Raw genomic sequence first — 15,437 nt, 5'->3', positions numbered from 1 at the left:
ACGAGGGTTGAATGTGGTGACGTGCAGCCTTTCGACGCGCAACCCAAGGGTGACGAGCAGCTGCTGGCCGCGTTGCTCGACGGTATGGAGGCGGGTCTGTGCGCCTTCGACCGCGACGGCGTCGTCACGCACTGGAACGCGGAGGCGGCGCGGATACTCGGCTGGAGCGCCGACGAGGCGGTGGGCCGCCGCGGCTTCGAAGGATGGGCGGCGCGCCCGGCCGACGCCAAGGAGGTCGAGGAGCGGCTGATGGGCGCCATGGACGCGCCCGGCCGCCAGGTGCACGACTTCGCGCTGCTGACCAAGGACGGTCGCCGCGTCCTGGTACGCACCCAGTCCGCGGCCGTACCGGGACCCGACGGTCGGCCCGGCGGCGTCTATTGCGCCTTCTCCGAGGTGCACGCGCAGATCGACCTGGAGCGGTCGATCGCGCTCAGCGAGTCCCTGTTCGACGACGCCTCCTGGGGCGTGGTGCTGATCGACGCCGATCTTCGGCCCGCGCTGGCCAACGCCCAGGCCGCCCGTATGCTGCGGGCCGGCCGTGAGGCGCTGCTGGGCCGCCCGCTCGGCGAACTTCTCGGCCAAGGCGTCGAGGAACTGGAGAACACGCTGCAGCACGTGCTCGCCGAAGGGGCGCCGCCTGCCGCGAGCGAGCTGTGGGTGAGCCTGCGCGGCGACGACAGCGGCACCCTGCACTGCTGGCGCAGCGGCTTCGTGCGGCTCGGGTCGCCGCTGGGCGAGGAGCCGGTGCCGCTGGGCGTGGGCTGGCTGTTCTCGGACGTCACCAGGCAGAAGGCGGCCGAGAAGGAGGGGTCCCGGCTTCGGTTCCGCTACCAGCAACTGCACCGTGCCGACCGGGCCGCCGCGGAGTGCGAGGACCCGCTGGAGGCCGCCGCGCTGCACCTGGACTTCGCGCTCGCCGGGTTCGCCGACCACGCCCTGCTGGACCTGGCGGACGAGGCGGGCCGGCTGACCCGTGCCGCGGCCACGCCCGACGGCGAGCCGGGCCCCGGTGAGCCGGTCGCCGGCAGCGGGATCCCGGTCGGTTACCCCGCGGCACATCCCGTTCTCCAAGCCGTCGAGCGCCTGGGCACCGTACGCACCAGCTTCGCGGCAAAGGACGCGGACGGCCCGTCGGCGCGGGCTCGCGCGGACCAGTGGGCCGCGGCCAGGCGGTGGCCGGCCGGGAGCGTGCACGGGCTTGCGACGGTGCTGCGCAGCCGCGGCCGTACGGTCGGGGCGCTCACCTTCCTGCGCCGGCCCGGGCGCGGCCAGTTCGACCGGTCGGACGCCGCCTATGCGGAGGACGTCGCCGCCAGGGTGGCCGCCGCGCTGGACCTCGCGGAGGCCGCCCGCGGACCGCTGGGCGGCCGCCCGGAGGGGCGCTGAGCGGGTTCCGGACGCCGACCGGACGGCGGGGGCCAGGGAACCCGGGGTTCGGCGCGTGCCGACGGCTCAGCGGTGGAAGAAGATCCGGTCCCGGTACTCCTCGAAGACCCGGGCGTTCCAGTCGAGGCCGCCGTCCACGTTGCCCGAGCGGATCATCGGCGGGGTGATGCCGCGGGCCCCCAGGTCCGTGGCCGCCGTGGCCATGACCGCCTGCATCAAGGCACTGGTCACGACGGTGGAGGCGGGGCCGAAGGGGGCGGGCACCCGGGCGTCGGACAGCTCGGCGTCGCCGACCGGGATCTTGGAGTCGAGCAGGATGTCGCAGTTGTCCTTCAGGAACGTGCCCGAGGAATGCCGCGAGCGGGTGTCCTTCGCGTACGCGACCGAGGTCACCGCGATCACCGTCAGGCCCAGGGTGCGGGCGTGCCGTGCCATCTCCACCGGAAGGGTGTTGCGTCCGGACAGGGAGATCACGAAAAGGACGTCGCCGCCGCGGGCCGGACTGGTGTCCAGCACGGCCGTGGCCAGGCCCTCGACCCGCTCCAGGGCGCTGCCCAGGGTGGCGGGCACCACGTCGACGCCGACCGCGCCCGGCACCGGGAGCAGGTTGATCAGCGCCAGGCCGCCGGCGCGGTAGACGACGTCCTGCGCGGGCAGCGAGGAGTGGCCCGCGCCGAAGGTGAACACCCGGCCACCCGCAGCAATGGCGTCCGCCACAGCGGTCGCGGCGGCCCGGATCCCGGCGCGCTCCTCGTCCCGCACTCGGCCCAGCAGGGCAATGGCGGCGCCGAAGTACCGGTCGGTGGGGTCGTCAGGGGGCGCGGAGCCCCCGGGGCCGGCGGGGCCGTCGGCGGGATCGGTCATGGCGATCACCGTGCGGCCCGGCCGTGTCCGGTGTCAAGAAAAGGCCCGGCGAGGGTGCGGGGTTCTCGCGCCGGGATCCGTTGTCAGCGGCATGGGTCAGAATTGTCGCAGGGCCACGCACGAGTACACGAGGGGCGCGCATGTCCGGACTGATCGACACGACGGAGATGTATCTCCGCACCATCCTGGAGCTGGAGGAGGAGGGTGTGGTCCCGATGCGCGCCCGAATCGCCGAGCGGCTCGACCAGAGCGGTCCCACCGTTTCCCAGACGGTGGCGCGGATGGAGCGGGACGGGCTGCTGCACGTGGCGGGCGACCGGCACCTGGAGCTGACCGAGGAGGGCCGCCGCACCGCGACCCGGGTGATGCGCAAGCACCGCATCGCCGAGTGCCTGCTGGTCGACGTGATCGGCCTGGAGTGGGAACAGGTGCACGCCGAGGCCTGCCGCTGGGAGCACGTCATGAGCGAGGCGGTGGAGCGGCGGGTGCTGGAGCTCCTGCGCCACCCCACCGAGTCGCCGTACGGCAACCCGATCCCCGGCCTGGAGGAGCTGGGCCAGAAGGGGGAGCCCGACCCCTTCCTGGAGGAGGGCATGGTCAGCCTCACCGAGTTGCAGCCCGGGCCCGCGGGGGCGAGCGTGGTGGTGCGGCGGATCGGCGAGCCGATCCAGACCGACGCCCAGGTGATGTACACGCTGCGGCGGGCAGGCGTGCAGCCGGGCGCCGTGGTGAGCGTCACCGAATCTCCCGGCGGGGTGCTCGTCGGCAGTGGCGGGGAGGCCGCCGAGCTGGACGCCGAGATCGCCTCCCACGTGTTCGTCGCCAAGCGGTAGGCGCGTTCCGCACCCGCCCGGCTCCGCCCCGCGTGGACCCGCGCCACATGGACCAGCGCCGCTCCGCCGTGCGCACCTTCTTCGGCCCCGGCGCCGCAATGACGGCGCCGGGGCCCATCCCTCCCTGTCCCTCCCCTGATGTCCCCCTTGGAGGACCCGGGACCCCGAGCTTCCCGAGTGCTCCCCGCGACCCGCTTCCCCTTCGCGCCGCGTCCCGGAGAAGTCCTCCCCTCGGTCCGGCCTGCCAATCCTTGAGCGTTGTCACTCGAACGAGCGGTGTTGGTCGCGCCCACCCCTTGTTCGAATAGAAGTTCGATAGCGTGGACCTCCGGAACGCCGATGGAAGGAGGTGTGGCAGATGATCCGGCGGTATGAGGTGAGGGGAGCGGGCGGCATCCGGCTCGCGGCCTGGGACTACGCGGGGGAGGGCGCGGATCGCGGCGGCGGGGCCCGACGGTCCGGGTCGTCCGGCCCGTCCGGACCACGAACCGCCGGTGAGCTGGGCGCGGCAGGTGCCGCGGAGCCGGCCGAAGCGGCGGGCACGGCCGACGACCGGCCGGGTGTCCTGCTGCTCCACGGGCTGCTGGGCCGCGCCTCGCACTGGGCCGCCACCGCCCGGCGTCTCGCCCCGCGCTATCGCGCCATCGCCCTCGACCAGCGGGGCCACGGCCGCAGCGCCAAGCCGGAGGGACCGTACGGGCCGGACGCGTACGCGGCGGACGCCATCGCCGCGGTTGAACAGTTGGGGCTGGCCCCGGTCACACTCATCGGCCACTCCATGGGTGCGCTGACGGCCTGGAAGGCGGCGGTGCGCCGGCCCGACCTCGTCGCGGCGGTCGTGATCTGCGACATGCGGGCCTCGGCCGTGGGCGAGGCCGGACAGCGCGAATGGGAGGACTGGCTGCGGTCATGGCCGCTGCCGTTCGCCACGCTCGGCGACGTACGGCAGTGGTTCGGCGCGGACGACCCGTGGGCCGACGCGCCGAATCCGGTCCGCGGCGACTTCTTCGCCGAGGTCATGGAGGAGGGCGAGGACGGCTGGCGTCCGCTGAGTTCCCCGCACCACCTGCTGCGTTCGCGCGATCCCTGGATACGCGACGCCCATTGGGACGACCTCGCCCAAGTGGACTGTCCCGCCCTGGTGGTTCGCGGGCTCGACGGCGAGCTGGGCCGCGCGGAGGCGCAGGAGATGGTCCGCGTCCTGCCGCGTGGCCAGTACGCCGAGATCGCCGACGCGGGCCACCTGGTGCCGTGGGACCAGCCGGAACTCTGGTACGACGCGGTCGAACGCTTCCTGAGCGGTGCGCAGGCGGAGCGGCAGAGCTCGGGTTCGGGCGCCGTGGCGAGCGGTGGTGACGGCTGATGGTCGGCGGCCGACGACTGGCGGATGGCGGTCATGGCTGACGGCGCGGGCGGCGAGGCCGGCGAGCAGCGGTGCCGAGATGCGGGGCGGGCGGCCGGCGGCGGGACCGAGCCGAGACGGCCGGCGCGCGGCCGCCGACGGTACGCCGGGCATCACGGTCGTCACGGTCCTGCGACAGGTGTGGCGCAAGTGCATTCCACCGGGGCCCGCGCGGACGACCGGCTGGTAACTTGCGGTGCGCTGGTTCCGCTTCACGACATGGGGGGAGAACAGGTGCGTTGGCGTAGTCGGACTTTCACGGGAGCGGGCTTCGCCGCGGTCGCCGCCGTCGGCTCGCTGACGCTCAGCGGCTGCAGCGGTGGCGGCGACGGCCAGGGGAAGGAGCCGACCCGGAGCGCCACCGCGTCGGCCGACCAGCCCAGTGCGACGTCGTCCCCGACGGGAACTGCCACAGGTACCGCTTCCCCGACCAAGGGCGGCGGCGCGGCCCAAGGGGTCGGCGGAGTGTGGCTGGCCGTACGGGGCGGCACCAAGGTCCAGTTGGTCCTGGGCAAGGGCAAGGCCGGCCTGACCAGCACCTCGCTGTGCGCGGGCACGTACACCGAGCACAACGGCATCGACCTGGTGCTGACCTGTGTGGGTGGCGACAAGGACCGGACCGCGGGCCACGGTGATCTTTCGAGCGACGGCAGGACGCTCACCGTGAAGTGGTCCGGCGGCCTCAGCGACACATTCACCCGTACCGGACTGCCGGGCGACTGACGCGTGTCGCCGAGGGAGGACGTCCCCGGCAGGCAGGCTGCCGTCGGCGGCGGCTCGGGGTCCGGGCCAGCAGCCCCGCCTTCTTCGGCGTGGTCGAAGGCGGTCCCCTGCCGGCGCTCCCTCCGGCCGCTGCCGGTCCGCCGTACGCCCTGTGGCGGCTCGCCGCCGGCGGTCCGCCGCACACGATGCGTCGACCCGCCACGTGTCAGGACGCCGCGACCACAGCCAGGATCTCCGGCAGCCTCGGTGCCGTGAACCACAGGGACGCCGCCGCGACCGCCACCCCGTATGCCGCTTCGACCGGCAGCACCGTCCACAGCGGTCCGAGGTGACCGGTGAGGTGGAGCGAGAGGGTGAGTCCCAGCACCGCCAGGCACGGCGCCATGCCGCTCGGCGTGCCCGCAGGAGGTTGAGCGCGGCCAGCCCGCTCTGGCCCGGCGCGGCGTTGGCGAACGGGTTGTCCCTCGACACCGCGTACGGGTAGCGGACCCCGGCGAAGGTGCCGGTGGCGCTTGCGGAACCTCGCGGGACCGAGCCGCTCCGAGCCGCTCGGAGCAGATCTGAGCCGCTCGGAGCCGGCGACGGCCCGAGCCGCTCCGAGGCCGTCCCGAGGCCGTCCCGGGGACGCGCGCCAACCGTCTTCGTCGGTCGTCCGCCCGTCCGGTTACCGTCAGCGGCCGCGCGCCCCGGCCGCCTCCCGCCCGCACGCGTACGCCAGCGGCCCGAGGAGTTCCCCGGCGTCCGGCAGCCAGCGGTTGAGGGTGGTGGGCTCGCGGGCCCACTGGCCGACGCCTCCTCCGCCCATCCTGGTCGGCGGGGCGATCACCCAGTCGCCGTCGCCGCGCACCGCCAAGTCGAGAGCGGCGGCCCGTCGGCCCGTCCGGGCCGAAGGAACGAGGGCCTTGGCGGCGGATCCGGGCAGGACGAGGAACAACAGCCGGCGGGTCGGGGTGGAGATGACCGGTCCGAGCGGCAGGTCCAGCCGCTCCATCCGCGCCAGGGCGTGGAGGCCGGCGCTCTCGGAGACGTCGATCGCGTCGAAGGCGCGACCGGTCGGCAGCAGCACGGATGAACGCGGCTGCCGCTGCCACATACGCCGCACCGCCGCCGCGTTGCCGCTCGCCTGCGTCGCCCAGTCCGGTCCGGCCGGGTGGGCGCCCGGAGCCGGGCAGCCGGGCGCGCCGCAGGAGCAGCGCGGGGCGCCGTCGGGTCCCGCCTCCAGCCAGCAGCCGGCCAGCACGTCCCAGTGCCGCTCCTCCGCGTACCGGACCGCCGCGTCCAGCAGTCGGTGATCGGTGAGGAACTGCCGTTCGGTGAGTGCCCGGCGGTCGGTGAGCGGGGGCCCGGTCACCGGGCCGCGGCCGGTTCCATGGCCGGTGAGCTGCCGCGGAACTCCGAGGGTGTCTTCCACGTGCTGCACAACTCCCTCGCACCACAGGGGTTACGGGCCGGGGTCGCGTCGCGGTTCACGGCGGGCGCACGGGAGCACGGACGGGGGCGCGCGCGAGGACGCGGCCCGTACAGGGGTAATCACCAGTGAGTCACTGCCACCTGCGAGTGAATTGCCGCATAAGGGGCGTTCGTTGTGCTCCAGGTGGGAAAGGACAGGTCGAGGACGAGGAGGGGGGATCCGATGGCCGCAAGACCGCTTGTGGCGCGGCAGCCGAACGAGAGGCTTCAAGCACTCATTCAGGAGGCCGCCTGCTCCAACGCGGGGCTGGCCCGCAGGGTCAACATGTGCGGGGCCGAACACGGCCTCGACCTGCGGTACGACAAGACGTCCGTGGCGCGCTGGCTGCGCGGCCAGCAGCCGCGCGGCCGTGCCCCGGCCATCATCGCGGAGGCACTCGGCCGCAAGCTCGGCCGCGCCGTGTCGATAGACGAGATCGGCATGGCCAACGGCAAGAACCTCGCCACCGGCATCGGACTGCACTTCGCCCCGACCGTGCTGGGAGCGATCGAGCAGGTCTGCGAGCTGTGGCGCAGCGACGTCGGCCGCCGGGACTTCCTCACCGGCTCGACCGTCGCCGCCTCCGCCCTGGTCGAGCCCAGCCGCGACTGGCTGATCACGCGCCCGGACCAGGGCGTGGCCCGCAACGGCGGCGCAAGGGTGGGAATGGCGGACGTCGAGGCGGTCAAGGCCACCACCGTCGCCCTCACCGACCTCGACCACCGCTTCGGCAGCGGCCACGTCCGACCGGTCGTCGTCCACTACCTCAACAGCGTGGTGTCCGGCCTGCTCGCCGGCAGTTATCGCGAACAGGTGGGCCGCGAGCTGTTCTCGGCAGTCTCGCGGCTGACCGAGCTGGCCGGGTACATGGCGGTCGACACCGGGCAGCCCGGCCTGGCCCAGCGCTACTACATCCAGGCGCTGCGGCTCGCCCAGGCGGCGGGCGACCGCGGATACGGCGGCTACATCCTGGCGGCGAGCATGAGCCACCTCGCCGCATCCCTCGGCAACCCGCGCGAGATCACCCAACTCGCCCGCGCCGCCCAGGAAGGCGCCCGCGGCCAGGTCACGCCCACCGTCGAGGCGATGTTCTACGCGGCCGAGGCCCGCGGCCACGCGCTGCTCGGCGACGCCCGGGCGTTCGCCGCGGTCGCCGCACAGGCGTCCGATGCCATGGAGCGGTCCGACCCGGAGCAGGACCCTGACTGGATCGCCCACTTCGACCGCGCGTACCTCGCCGACGAACTCGCCCACTGCCACCGCGACCTGGGCCAGGCCGGCCCCGCCGCCCGCAGTGCGGAGGAGGCCCTCGACGCCCACCCGGCAGGGCGAACCCGGCGCCGCGCGATAGATCTGCTGCTGCTGGCGGACGCCCAGGTGCAGCAGCGGGAGCTCGAACTCGCCTGCCACACCGGCACCCAGGCCGTCACCTTGCTGTCCGGTCTGCGTTCCAACCGGGGCGCCGAGTACCTGGACGATTTCCGCCGCCGCCTGGCGCCGTACGAATCGGAGCCGGTCGTACGGGACTTCGGTGCCCGGCTGGAGGAACAGGAGGCGGCCTGACCGGAAATGGGGACCCCAGCCGCCGCAGGGGCGAGCACCAGTCGTCGTACAGGCGAGCGCGAGGCGTCATCCGGGGAATCATCGGGTGACGCCGGGCGTCCGCACGGAATCGTTACCTGACCGTCACCGTTCGCCCACGAGGCGGGCCAAAGCGCTGGGCAGGCCCCGGAGCAACGGTCCAAGGGGCCGCGGCGGTCGCTGCCCCATGATGTGCCGTAGCGCTCACTCGTTCGGGTACGTGGTCCAGGCAGGGGACAACCCGGTAGCGTTGGCGGACGGTTCAGACGGCAGGGGTAGAGGGAGTAAGCGGCGATGCACAGCAGCGGACGCGGCGAGGACTCGCCCGAACCGTACCGGGGCGTCGTGCTCCCTTCGGCTCAGCACCAGTCCGAGCAGCCGGTGCAGGGGCCGTACGGGGAGCAGGTACGCCCCGCCGGCGGAAGCCCGTGGGGCGGCGCCCCGGCGGACCCACCCGCCTTCCAGGCGCAGCCGGGGCAGCAGGCGCCGGAGACCGCGGACGCGACGCAGATGCTGCCGCCGTACCCGGGCACCGGGCCCGGCCCGGCGTCCGCACCCATGGCCGGCCCAGGAGGGCCCCCGCCGGTCGCTGACGCCACGCAGATGCTGCCGCCGTACCCCGGCACCGGGCCGCAGCAGGGCCCGGGCGCGGCTCCCGTACCGCCGCTGCCGCCCCTGCCTCCGCAGGCGCCCCCTATGCCGCCGACCGCTCACCAGGCCGCCGGGCAGCCGGGGCCCTACCAGGTCCCCGAGACCCAGCAGATCCCGCAGGCGCCGGCGCCCGGTGCCCATCCGGGCGGACCGTACGTGCCGCAGGCCGCCGCGCAGCCGCCGGGCGCCGCCGACGCCACCCAGGCGCTGCCGCTGTCGATCTTCGAGGAGTCGAAGCCGTACGAGCAGCAGTACCCGCAGCAGGGCTACGGCCAGGAGTACGGCGACGGACAGCCGCAGCAGCAGGCCGGACCGCAGCACGACAGCGACTACGACCACCTGTTCCGCAGTGATGTCCCTGGCCCGGCGCCGATACGTCAGCGCATCATCCAGCCGCCGTCCCAGCAGCAGCACCCGGGGGTGCCCGGCGGCATACCCGCCGGCGGACCGCAGCAGTTCGGACAGCAGGGTCCGCCGTACGGACAGCAGGGGTACGACAACGGGTACGCGTACGACGACGAGCCGGCGGCCGGCGGCCGTCGCCGCCTGTCGCCCAAGGTGCTGATCGGGATCGTTGTGGCCGGGTGCGTGGTGGCCGGCCTCGTCGTCGGTGGCCTGCTCAACAGCGGCGGCAAGGCCAGCGCGGACAACGCCGGCGACAAGTCGTCCACCCCGTCGGCCGGCGCGAGCGCGTCGGCGAGCGGCACGGCGGGCACCACGGGCTCCAACGGTGACAATGCGGCCGAGCAGCAGGCGAAGGCACTCGACTCGCTGCTGAAGACCAGTGGCAACAGCCGAGCCTCGGTGGTCAACGCGGTCGAGTCGATCAAGAACTGCGGGGACCTGCCCGGTGCCGCCTCCGCGCTGCGGTCCGCCTCCGGCCAGCGCAACGGCCTGATCACCCAGCTCGGCTCGCTGTCCGTGGACAAGCTGCCCAACCACGGCGACCTGACCGCCGCCCTCACCAAGGCGTGGCAGGCCTCGTCCGCCGCCGACAGCCACTACGCGAACTGGGCCGGCCAGGCGGAGCACGACCACAAGGTCTGCAAGGGCGGCCACGCCCGTTCCACCGACGAGACACTGGCCGCCAACCGCGAGAGCGGCACCGCCACCCAGGAGAAGAAGCGCGCGGTGCGGCTCTGGAACGCGATCGCCCGTCAGTACGGGCTCACACAGCGGCAGTTCAGTCAGCTCTGAGGCGTTCGGCGGACAGTTCGGTACAACCGGCCGGGCCGCGGCAATTGCCGCGGCCCGGCCGTTCGCAACCCATACGACGAGCGCGGGCGCGGCCATTGCGACGGGCGCGGCCGCGACAAGTGCGACGCCAGCGCGGCGCGACCGCGACCGCGCCCATTGCGGCGGCCAGGGCGTCGGGAAGAGGCGTCGTACCCCGCGCCGTCGTGGCCGCCGCAATGGCGGCGGCCCGATGCGGTCAGAAGTCCTGGCTGCGCAGCGTCGCGGTAAGGTCGACGAAGCCCGGGTGAGCGGAGGTCAATCGGCCCTGCCGGATCACCTGGTAGGTGACCTTGGCGTTCACCATCCGCGTGTGGTTCGGGACGTGGAGCACGTCGCTGTCGGTCCAGCCGAGGTCGGGGGTCAGACCGCCGGTGGACAGGTGGCTGGTGTGGTCCATGGCATGCCGCACGGTGTCGGCGGTGACGCGGGTCTTGGCGTCCATCGACCGCACCACCTTGGCGAAGACGGTGTACGCGATCCAGGTGGTCTGCACACCGGGGTCGCCGACGTCGATCCGGTCGTCCCCGAAGGCGTACTTGTTGATCACCGACTTCATCTCGTTCCACTTGGGGTCCGAGGTGGGCGGGTACCAACCGGTGATGTAGGCGTTCTCCAGCGGACTGTCGGTGCTGCCGGTCGCGTCGATCATGGACTGCTGCACACTGCCGATCACCGAGGACAGCCGCACCTTGGGCCGGTCGCCGTCCGGGCCGACCCGCCGCAAGGCGTCGAAGAAGGTGCTGGTGTGATCGCCGAGCACCGCGGAGACGCAGGTCGAGGACTTGTTGTTGCCGACGGCCCGCTCCGCGGCGGCGTTGTAGTCCGTGGCGTCGTCGGCGGCGAGGATGTCGGTCGCCGCCGACCGCCCGGCCATCTTCAGGCCCTGGTCGAGGAAGAGCGGGAACTGATCGCCGGTGATCGAATCGGGTCGGACGAGCGCGACCTTCTTGCACAGCGCGGCCAACTGCCGTCCGCTGCCCGCCAGCAGCGCGGGCAGGCCCCCGTTCACCGGGTAGGACATCAGGCTCTGGAACTCGTCCTGGGTGATGCCGTAGCCGCCGATGTACGGGATGCCCTCCGTTTCCAGGGCGGTGGTGAAGCTGCCGCCCTCCTCGCTGTACGAGCCGACCACCGCCACGGCGTGCGCGGCGGCGGCCTGCTGGGCGCAGTCGGTGACCGCGACGGAGTCGTTGCGCTCGTTGCAGGTGAGGACCTTGAGCTTGTGCCCGTTCAGGCCTCCCTGGTCATTGATGTAGCGCGCGTACGCCTCCGCCATCGCCGGCATGCCCGGCATGTTCGTCGCCTTGGTGTTGACCGGTGCCCAGGTCATCACCGTAATGGTGTCCGGGGAGCCCCCCGCGCTCCCCGGAAGCATTCCGCAGCCGCTCACCAGCGCTAATGCGACGGTCAAGAAGGAGGCGGCGACGTAACGTGTCCTGCGCCCTCGCCGTTCGGTCATGTACCGGGAAGATTCCGGTCCACCCCCAACGCGGGGGTGCGCGAACGGAAACGGAGAGTCACATTCAGGTGAATTGCGGGTGGCGGCGTTCGATTGCGTACGATCGGGCGCTGTGCAAGGTTCGGAGAAAGCTTCCCGTCGTGGCCGCCCCTCCTCCACGATGGGAGGTATGCCGCTCAATGACATGCCGTGGTGGCGCTGGCGCAGCAATGTGCGCTCCGCGCTGCACATGATCAGCGATCCGGTGTTCCAGCAGGAGGTCTGGCGGACCGGCCGCCAAGGGTACGGGGACGTCACCGACGCCGTGTACCGCCTGGTCGAGGACACCTGGCTCGACAACTGGTCGGCCGAGAAGTACGTGGGGACGATCTTCCGCGACTCGCAGGAGGCCGCGCTGGTCGACGTGGCGGTGCTGCGCGTGCTGAAGATCCTGCACCAGGTGGGCGCGGACGCGCCGGCCGAGGCGTATCTGGACCACCACGGCTGGCCGGAGGCGGTGCGCGCCGCGCGCGAGGCGCACGTCCGCCTGGCCACCGCGGACGGCGACGACCCGGACGCCCAGCCGCGCTCGCTCGAGGTGCTGGCGATCTACACCCGGTCCGCCTGAGGACTCCCGCGGCGCTTCGTACGGCGTTCCCGACGGGGTTTCCCGTTGGGTTCCCTACGGCCTTCCATACGGCGTTCCCTGCACCGCTCCCTACGGCGTTCCCTGCACCGTTCCTTGCGGCATTCCATACGGCGGACAGGGGCGCCGGACCCCGCGTCGGTGTGTAAGGCTGGCGTCGTGAGCGAAGCGCAGTCGAAGACCGCCGACCCGCAGTACGTCCTGACGCTGTCCTGCCCGGACAAGCAGGGCATCGTGCACGCCGTGTCCAGCTATCTGTTCATGACCGGCTGCAACATCGTGGACAGCCAGCAGTTCGGCGACCAGGACACCGGGCTGTTCTTCATGCGGGTGCACTTCTCGGCCGAGCCGCCGGTGAGCGCCGACAAGCTGCGGGCGAGCTTCGCGGCGGTGGCCGACGCGTACCACATGGACTGGGCGATCCACCCGTCCGACGAGCGGATGCGGGTCGTGCTCATGGTGAGCAAATTCGGGCACTGCCTCAACGACCTTCTGTTCCGAACCAGCATCGGCGCCCTGCCGGTGGAGATCGCGGCGGTCGTCTCCAACCACACGGACTTCCGCGAGCTGGCCGGTTCCTACGGGGTGCCCTTCCACCACATTCCCGTGACCAGGGACAACAAACCCGAGGCCGAGGCGGAGTTGCTGCGGATCGTGGAGAAGGAGGGCGTGGAACTCGTCGTCCTGGCCCGCTACATGCAGGTGCTGTCCGACGACCTGTGCCGGAAACTGTCCGGCCGGATCATCAACATCCACCACTCCTTCCTGCCGAGTTTCAAGGGCGCCAAGCCGTACCACCAGGCGCACGCCCGGGGCGTGAAACTCATCGGCGCGACGGCCCACTACGTGACGGCCGACCTCGACGAGGGTCCGATCATCGAGCAGGAGGTCGAGCGGGTCGGGCACGAGGTCAACCCGGAGCAGCTCGTCGCCATCGGCCGGGACGTGGAGTGCCAGGCGCTGGCCCGGGCGGTGAAATGGCACAGCGAACACCGGGTGCTGCTCAACGGGCGGCGTACGGTCGTCTTCGCCTGACCGCCCGGCCCGCCACCGCGGCCAAGGTCACAGCCGGGAGAGCGAAGCGGTCGCGAAGAGCACATCCCTGATCACCGCGCGATCACCGAGTTGACCGGCCGCGATCCGTTCCGGCTCGATATGGCCGGCGGCGAGCTGGCAGAACTCGACGCCGTCCATCGCCACGTGCGCCACCGTCTCGTCCTCCGACGCCAGTGCGCCCGGCGAGTCGAGCGGCAGGTACCACTTGCCGCCGCCGGGCCCCTCGATCTCCAGCAGCAGCGACCGCCCGGGCGCGCCCGCCGCGACGAGGCGGGAAGGTGAGGTGGTCAGCCCGGCCCTGCGCCGGTCGGCGAGCGCGTTCGGCAGCATCCGCGCGGCCAGATCGATCATCATGTTGAGACTGTGCGGGGCCGGCGGCTCGTACGGGTAGTCCACCGCCTCGGCGATGTCGCCGGCGTGGATCCAGCACTCGAAGGCCCGGTCCACGAAGGAGTCGCGCAGCGGCAGGGCGAAGTCGCCGTACTCCACGGTCAGTCCGGCCACGCCGCCGCCCGCGAACGAGACGGTGCGGACCAGGCTGTGCGTCTGCTCCCGCCACAGCGCACGCAAGCCGGCGCCCGGCAGGTGCCCGCACTCCTCCCAGTACGCGGCCGTGCGCTCCCACGGAACGACCGGCAACTCGGGCTCGGCGTGGGGCCTGCGCAGACGGCCCCGCCCCAGACGTCCGGAGCGCGCCGCCGGATCCGCGCCCGGCGGCGGAAGCCCCAGCGCCCGCCCGGGCAGGCTGTCCACCGCGGTCAGATGCGCGATGACCTGGCGCAGCGAGAAGCGCCGCGAGACCGGCGCGCCGTCGAACCAGCGCATCTCCACCGGCGCCGCCCAGTCCGAGTCCCCGAGGTCGCGCAGCAAGGCGTCGAGCCGCGCGGCCTCCGCGTCGTACGGTCCGGCCCACTCCGGTACGGGAATGCGCGCCGGGCGCCGGCCCAGGCAGCCCTCCAGCACCCGCGCCCGCAGCAGCGGATCGAGGTCCAGCGACTCCTCCTGGTGCAGCAGCCCCACCGCGTCCCGCAGCCTCAGCGCCTCTTCCGCGCAGGGCGCGCAGTCCGTCAGGTGCACCTCGACCGCCAGCGCCTCGTCGCGCGAGCACGCCGCCAGCGCCCAGGCGCCGAGAAGGGATTTCAGGACGTAGTGGTCGTACTGCGGCGACCGGCCGGCCCGCGAGGTCGGCTCGCCGGTCGGTTCGCCGGGCGGCTCCTGGGGCGGCGCGTCGTGCGGGGTCTCGTACGAGGCGTCGTACGGGTCGCGGTGAAGCGGCGGATCGTGCGGCGGCCGGCGCGGCTCGTCGTCGGGAGTGCCGCCCTGGTCGCGCTGGTGCGGGACGCGCGGCACACCGTCGCCGCCGCCTTCGTGTCCGCCGCCGTCGCGGAAGGCCGGGCCCTTCATCGCGGGCCCCGGCGCAGACGGGGATCGGGGGGATTGCCCATGGCGTTGTCCGGTTCCATGGCGGTGGACAGCAACTGCAGGCCCAGCCGCAGCCTTCGGCGTGCCTCGTCCGCGCTCACCCCGAGACCGGCCGCCGCCGCGCGGTAGTCGAGCCGCTCCCGGTAGGCGAGTTCCAGTGCTGCGCGCAGGGGCGCCGGCATCGAGGTGACGATGAAGTCGGCGCGGGCGGCCGTGTTCGCCTCGCGTACCCGGGCTTCCACCTCGGCCGGATCGGAGCGGCCCCGGCCCGCGGACTGGCGCAGCCTGTGCACCGCCTGCCGCTGGGTGAGCGCGGCGATCCACGACCGCAGCGAGCCGTGCTTGGGTTCGTACGCGTCCGGGTTCTCCCATATGTAGCCGAACACCTCGCGGGTGATCAGGTCCGCCGCGTCGTCGTCGTCCATCACCCGGTGCGCCAGGCTGTGCACGAGGGAGGCGTAGCGGTCGTACAGCTCGCCGAGCGCGGCCTCCTCGCCCCGCGCCAGCCGCTGTTGCATCTTGCGGTCCCAGCGCGGTGGTGCGGGTGTCGCCATCTCCTGGCCCCCTTGCCCTGCCCTGCCCGTCGCGTTCCGGCATGCGCTCGGCCCCCGGCCCGACACCACCGCGGCCGGTCGTCTCCGGCTCGTGTCCGTCTCGTCCCGGTGCCTGCCCCGACGGTACCGGCCGGCCGGTGGTACGCACGGTGCTTTGCCGCAACCTGCTGTCCGGAGCGACCACTTTTGGTA

General features: G+C 72.9%; 14 protein-coding genes. 8 read left to right on the top strand and 6 right to left on the bottom strand.

Annotated elements, in window-relative coordinates; translation table 11 throughout:
• Positions 1-21: 21 nt before the first annotated feature.
• Entirely contained in the window at positions 22-1,389 is a 1,368-nt protein-coding gene (locus tag K7G61_RS05225; protein ID WP_225845409.1) for a PAS domain-containing protein, read from the top strand.
• 66 nt (positions 1,390-1,455) lie between these two features.
• Here the strand turns inward: K7G61_RS05225 and K7G61_RS05220 are convergent, their stop codons facing one another.
• Positions 1,456-2,253, bottom strand: coding sequence for an SIS domain-containing protein (locus tag K7G61_RS05220; RefSeq protein ID WP_225845407.1), 798 nt, complete (start codon positions 2,251-2,253; stop codon positions 1,456-1,458).
• Positions 2,254-2,393: 140 nt separating this feature from the next.
• Between K7G61_RS05220 and K7G61_RS05215 the strand changes: the two genes are divergently transcribed.
• From K7G61_RS05215 to K7G61_RS05205, 3 genes are all read left to right on the top strand, one after another.
• Entirely contained in the window at positions 2,394-3,086 is a 693-nt protein-coding gene (locus K7G61_RS05215) for a metal-dependent transcriptional regulator (RefSeq protein WP_225845406.1), read from the top strand.
• Positions 3,087-3,444: 358 nt separating this feature from the next.
• Positions 3,445-4,449: an alpha/beta fold hydrolase gene (locus K7G61_RS05210; protein WP_225845405.1), complete on the top strand. Its 1,005-nt coding sequence runs from the start codon at positions 3,445-3,447 to the stop codon at positions 4,447-4,449.
• Between the two features lie 273 nt (positions 4,450-4,722).
• Positions 4,723-5,211: a hypothetical protein gene (locus tag K7G61_RS05205; protein WP_225845404.1), complete on the top strand. Its 489-nt coding sequence runs from the start codon at positions 4,723-4,725 to the stop codon at positions 5,209-5,211.
• A 205-nt stretch (positions 5,212-5,416) separates the two neighbouring features.
• Here K7G61_RS05205 and K7G61_RS05200 read toward each other — a convergent pair whose 3' ends face one another.
• Positions 5,417-5,596 (bottom strand): hypothetical protein, encoded by a 180-nt coding sequence (locus K7G61_RS05200; protein WP_225845403.1) that lies wholly within the window; start codon positions 5,594-5,596, stop codon positions 5,417-5,419.
• A 285-nt stretch (positions 5,597-5,881) separates the two neighbouring features.
• Complete coding sequence (locus K7G61_RS05195; RefSeq protein ID WP_225845574.1) at positions 5,882-6,496, bottom strand: bifunctional DNA primase/polymerase; 615 nt, start codon at positions 6,494-6,496, stop codon at positions 5,882-5,884.
• Positions 6,497-6,844: 348 nt separating this feature from the next.
• Here K7G61_RS05195 and K7G61_RS05190 point away from each other — a divergent pair, with 348 nt between their 5' ends.
• Entirely contained in the window at positions 6,845-8,224 is a 1,380-nt protein-coding gene (locus tag K7G61_RS05190) for a transcriptional regulator (RefSeq protein WP_225845402.1), read from the top strand.
• 312 nt (positions 8,225-8,536) lie between these two features.
• Entirely contained in the window at positions 8,537-10,090 is a 1,554-nt protein-coding gene (locus tag K7G61_RS05185) for a hypothetical protein (RefSeq protein ID WP_225845400.1), read from the top strand.
• A 235-nt stretch (positions 10,091-10,325) separates the two neighbouring features.
• Here K7G61_RS05185 and K7G61_RS05180 read toward each other — a convergent pair whose 3' ends face one another.
• On the bottom strand, positions 10,326-11,588 hold the full coding sequence (locus tag K7G61_RS05180) for an ABC transporter substrate-binding protein (RefSeq protein ID WP_374204059.1): 1,263 nt from the start codon (positions 11,586-11,588) through the stop codon (positions 10,326-10,328).
• Positions 11,589-11,748: 160 nt separating this feature from the next.
• On the opposite strand from K7G61_RS05180, the gene K7G61_RS05175 reads away from it, so the two are divergent.
• Both K7G61_RS05175 and purU read left to right on the top strand, forming a co-directional pair.
• A complete protein-coding gene (locus K7G61_RS05175; RefSeq protein ID WP_225845397.1) occupies positions 11,749-12,195 on the top strand; it encodes a hypothetical protein in 447 nt (148 codons plus the stop codon).
• 177 nt (positions 12,196-12,372) lie between these two features.
• Entirely contained in the window at positions 12,373-13,248 is an 876-nt protein-coding gene (gene purU, locus K7G61_RS05170) for a formyltetrahydrofolate deformylase (RefSeq protein ID WP_225845396.1), read from the top strand.
• Between the two features lie 27 nt (positions 13,249-13,275).
• Here the strand turns inward: purU and K7G61_RS05165 are convergent, their stop codons facing one another.
• Both K7G61_RS05165 and K7G61_RS05160 read right to left on the bottom strand, forming a co-directional pair.
• Positions 13,276-14,673, bottom strand: a complete 1,398-nt coding sequence (locus K7G61_RS05165; protein WP_225845391.1) for a maleylpyruvate isomerase N-terminal domain-containing protein — start codon at positions 14,671-14,673, stop codon at positions 13,276-13,278.
• A complete protein-coding gene (locus tag K7G61_RS05160; protein WP_225845390.1) occupies positions 14,670-15,245 on the bottom strand; it encodes a sigma factor in 576 nt (191 codons plus the stop codon). Before K7G61_RS05160 ends, K7G61_RS05165 begins: the two co-directional genes overlap by 4 nt.
• Positions 15,246-15,437: the final 192 nt, after the last annotated feature.

It is taken from the genome of Streptomyces sp. HPF1205 (assembly GCF_020400825.1).
In the GTDB taxonomy this organism is placed as follows: Bacteria; Actinomycetota; Actinomycetes; order Streptomycetales; family Streptomycetaceae; genus Actinacidiphila.
Note: the sequence above shows the minus strand (reverse complement) of the source record. Positions and strands in the feature narration are given on the sequence as shown.

Excerpts from the sequence above, each read along its gene's own strand:
- K7G61_RS05215 (WP_225845406.1), top strand. The coding sequence starts at position 2,394 with ATGTCCGGACTGATCGACACGACGGAGATGTATCTCCGCACCATCCTG.
- K7G61_RS05160 (WP_225845390.1), bottom strand. The coding sequence starts at position 15,245 with ATGGCGACACCCGCACCACCGCGCTGGGACCGCAAGATGCAACAGCGG.
- K7G61_RS05190 (WP_225845402.1), top strand. The coding sequence starts at position 6,845 with ATGGCCGCAAGACCGCTTGTGGCGCGGCAGCCGAACGAGAGGCTTCAA.
- K7G61_RS05180 (WP_374204059.1), bottom strand. The coding sequence starts at position 11,588 with ATGACCGAACGGCGAGGGCGCAGGACACGTTACGTCGCCGCCTCCTTC.
- K7G61_RS05200 (WP_225845403.1), bottom strand. The coding sequence starts at position 5,596 with ATGGCGCCGTGCCTGGCGGTGCTGGGACTCACCCTCTCGCTCCACCTC.
- K7G61_RS05220 (WP_225845407.1), bottom strand. The coding sequence starts at position 2,253 with ATGACCGATCCCGCCGACGGCCCCGCCGGCCCCGGGGGCTCCGCGCCC.
- K7G61_RS05165 (WP_225845391.1), bottom strand. The coding sequence starts at position 14,673 with ATGAAGGGCCCGGCCTTCCGCGACGGCGGCGGACACGAAGGCGGCGGC.
- K7G61_RS05210 (WP_225845405.1), top strand. The coding sequence starts at position 3,445 with ATGATCCGGCGGTATGAGGTGAGGGGAGCGGGCGGCATCCGGCTCGCG.
- K7G61_RS05185 (WP_225845400.1), top strand. The coding sequence starts at position 8,537 with ATGCACAGCAGCGGACGCGGCGAGGACTCGCCCGAACCGTACCGGGGC.
- K7G61_RS05175 (WP_225845397.1), top strand. The coding sequence starts at position 11,749 with ATGGGAGGTATGCCGCTCAATGACATGCCGTGGTGGCGCTGGCGCAGC.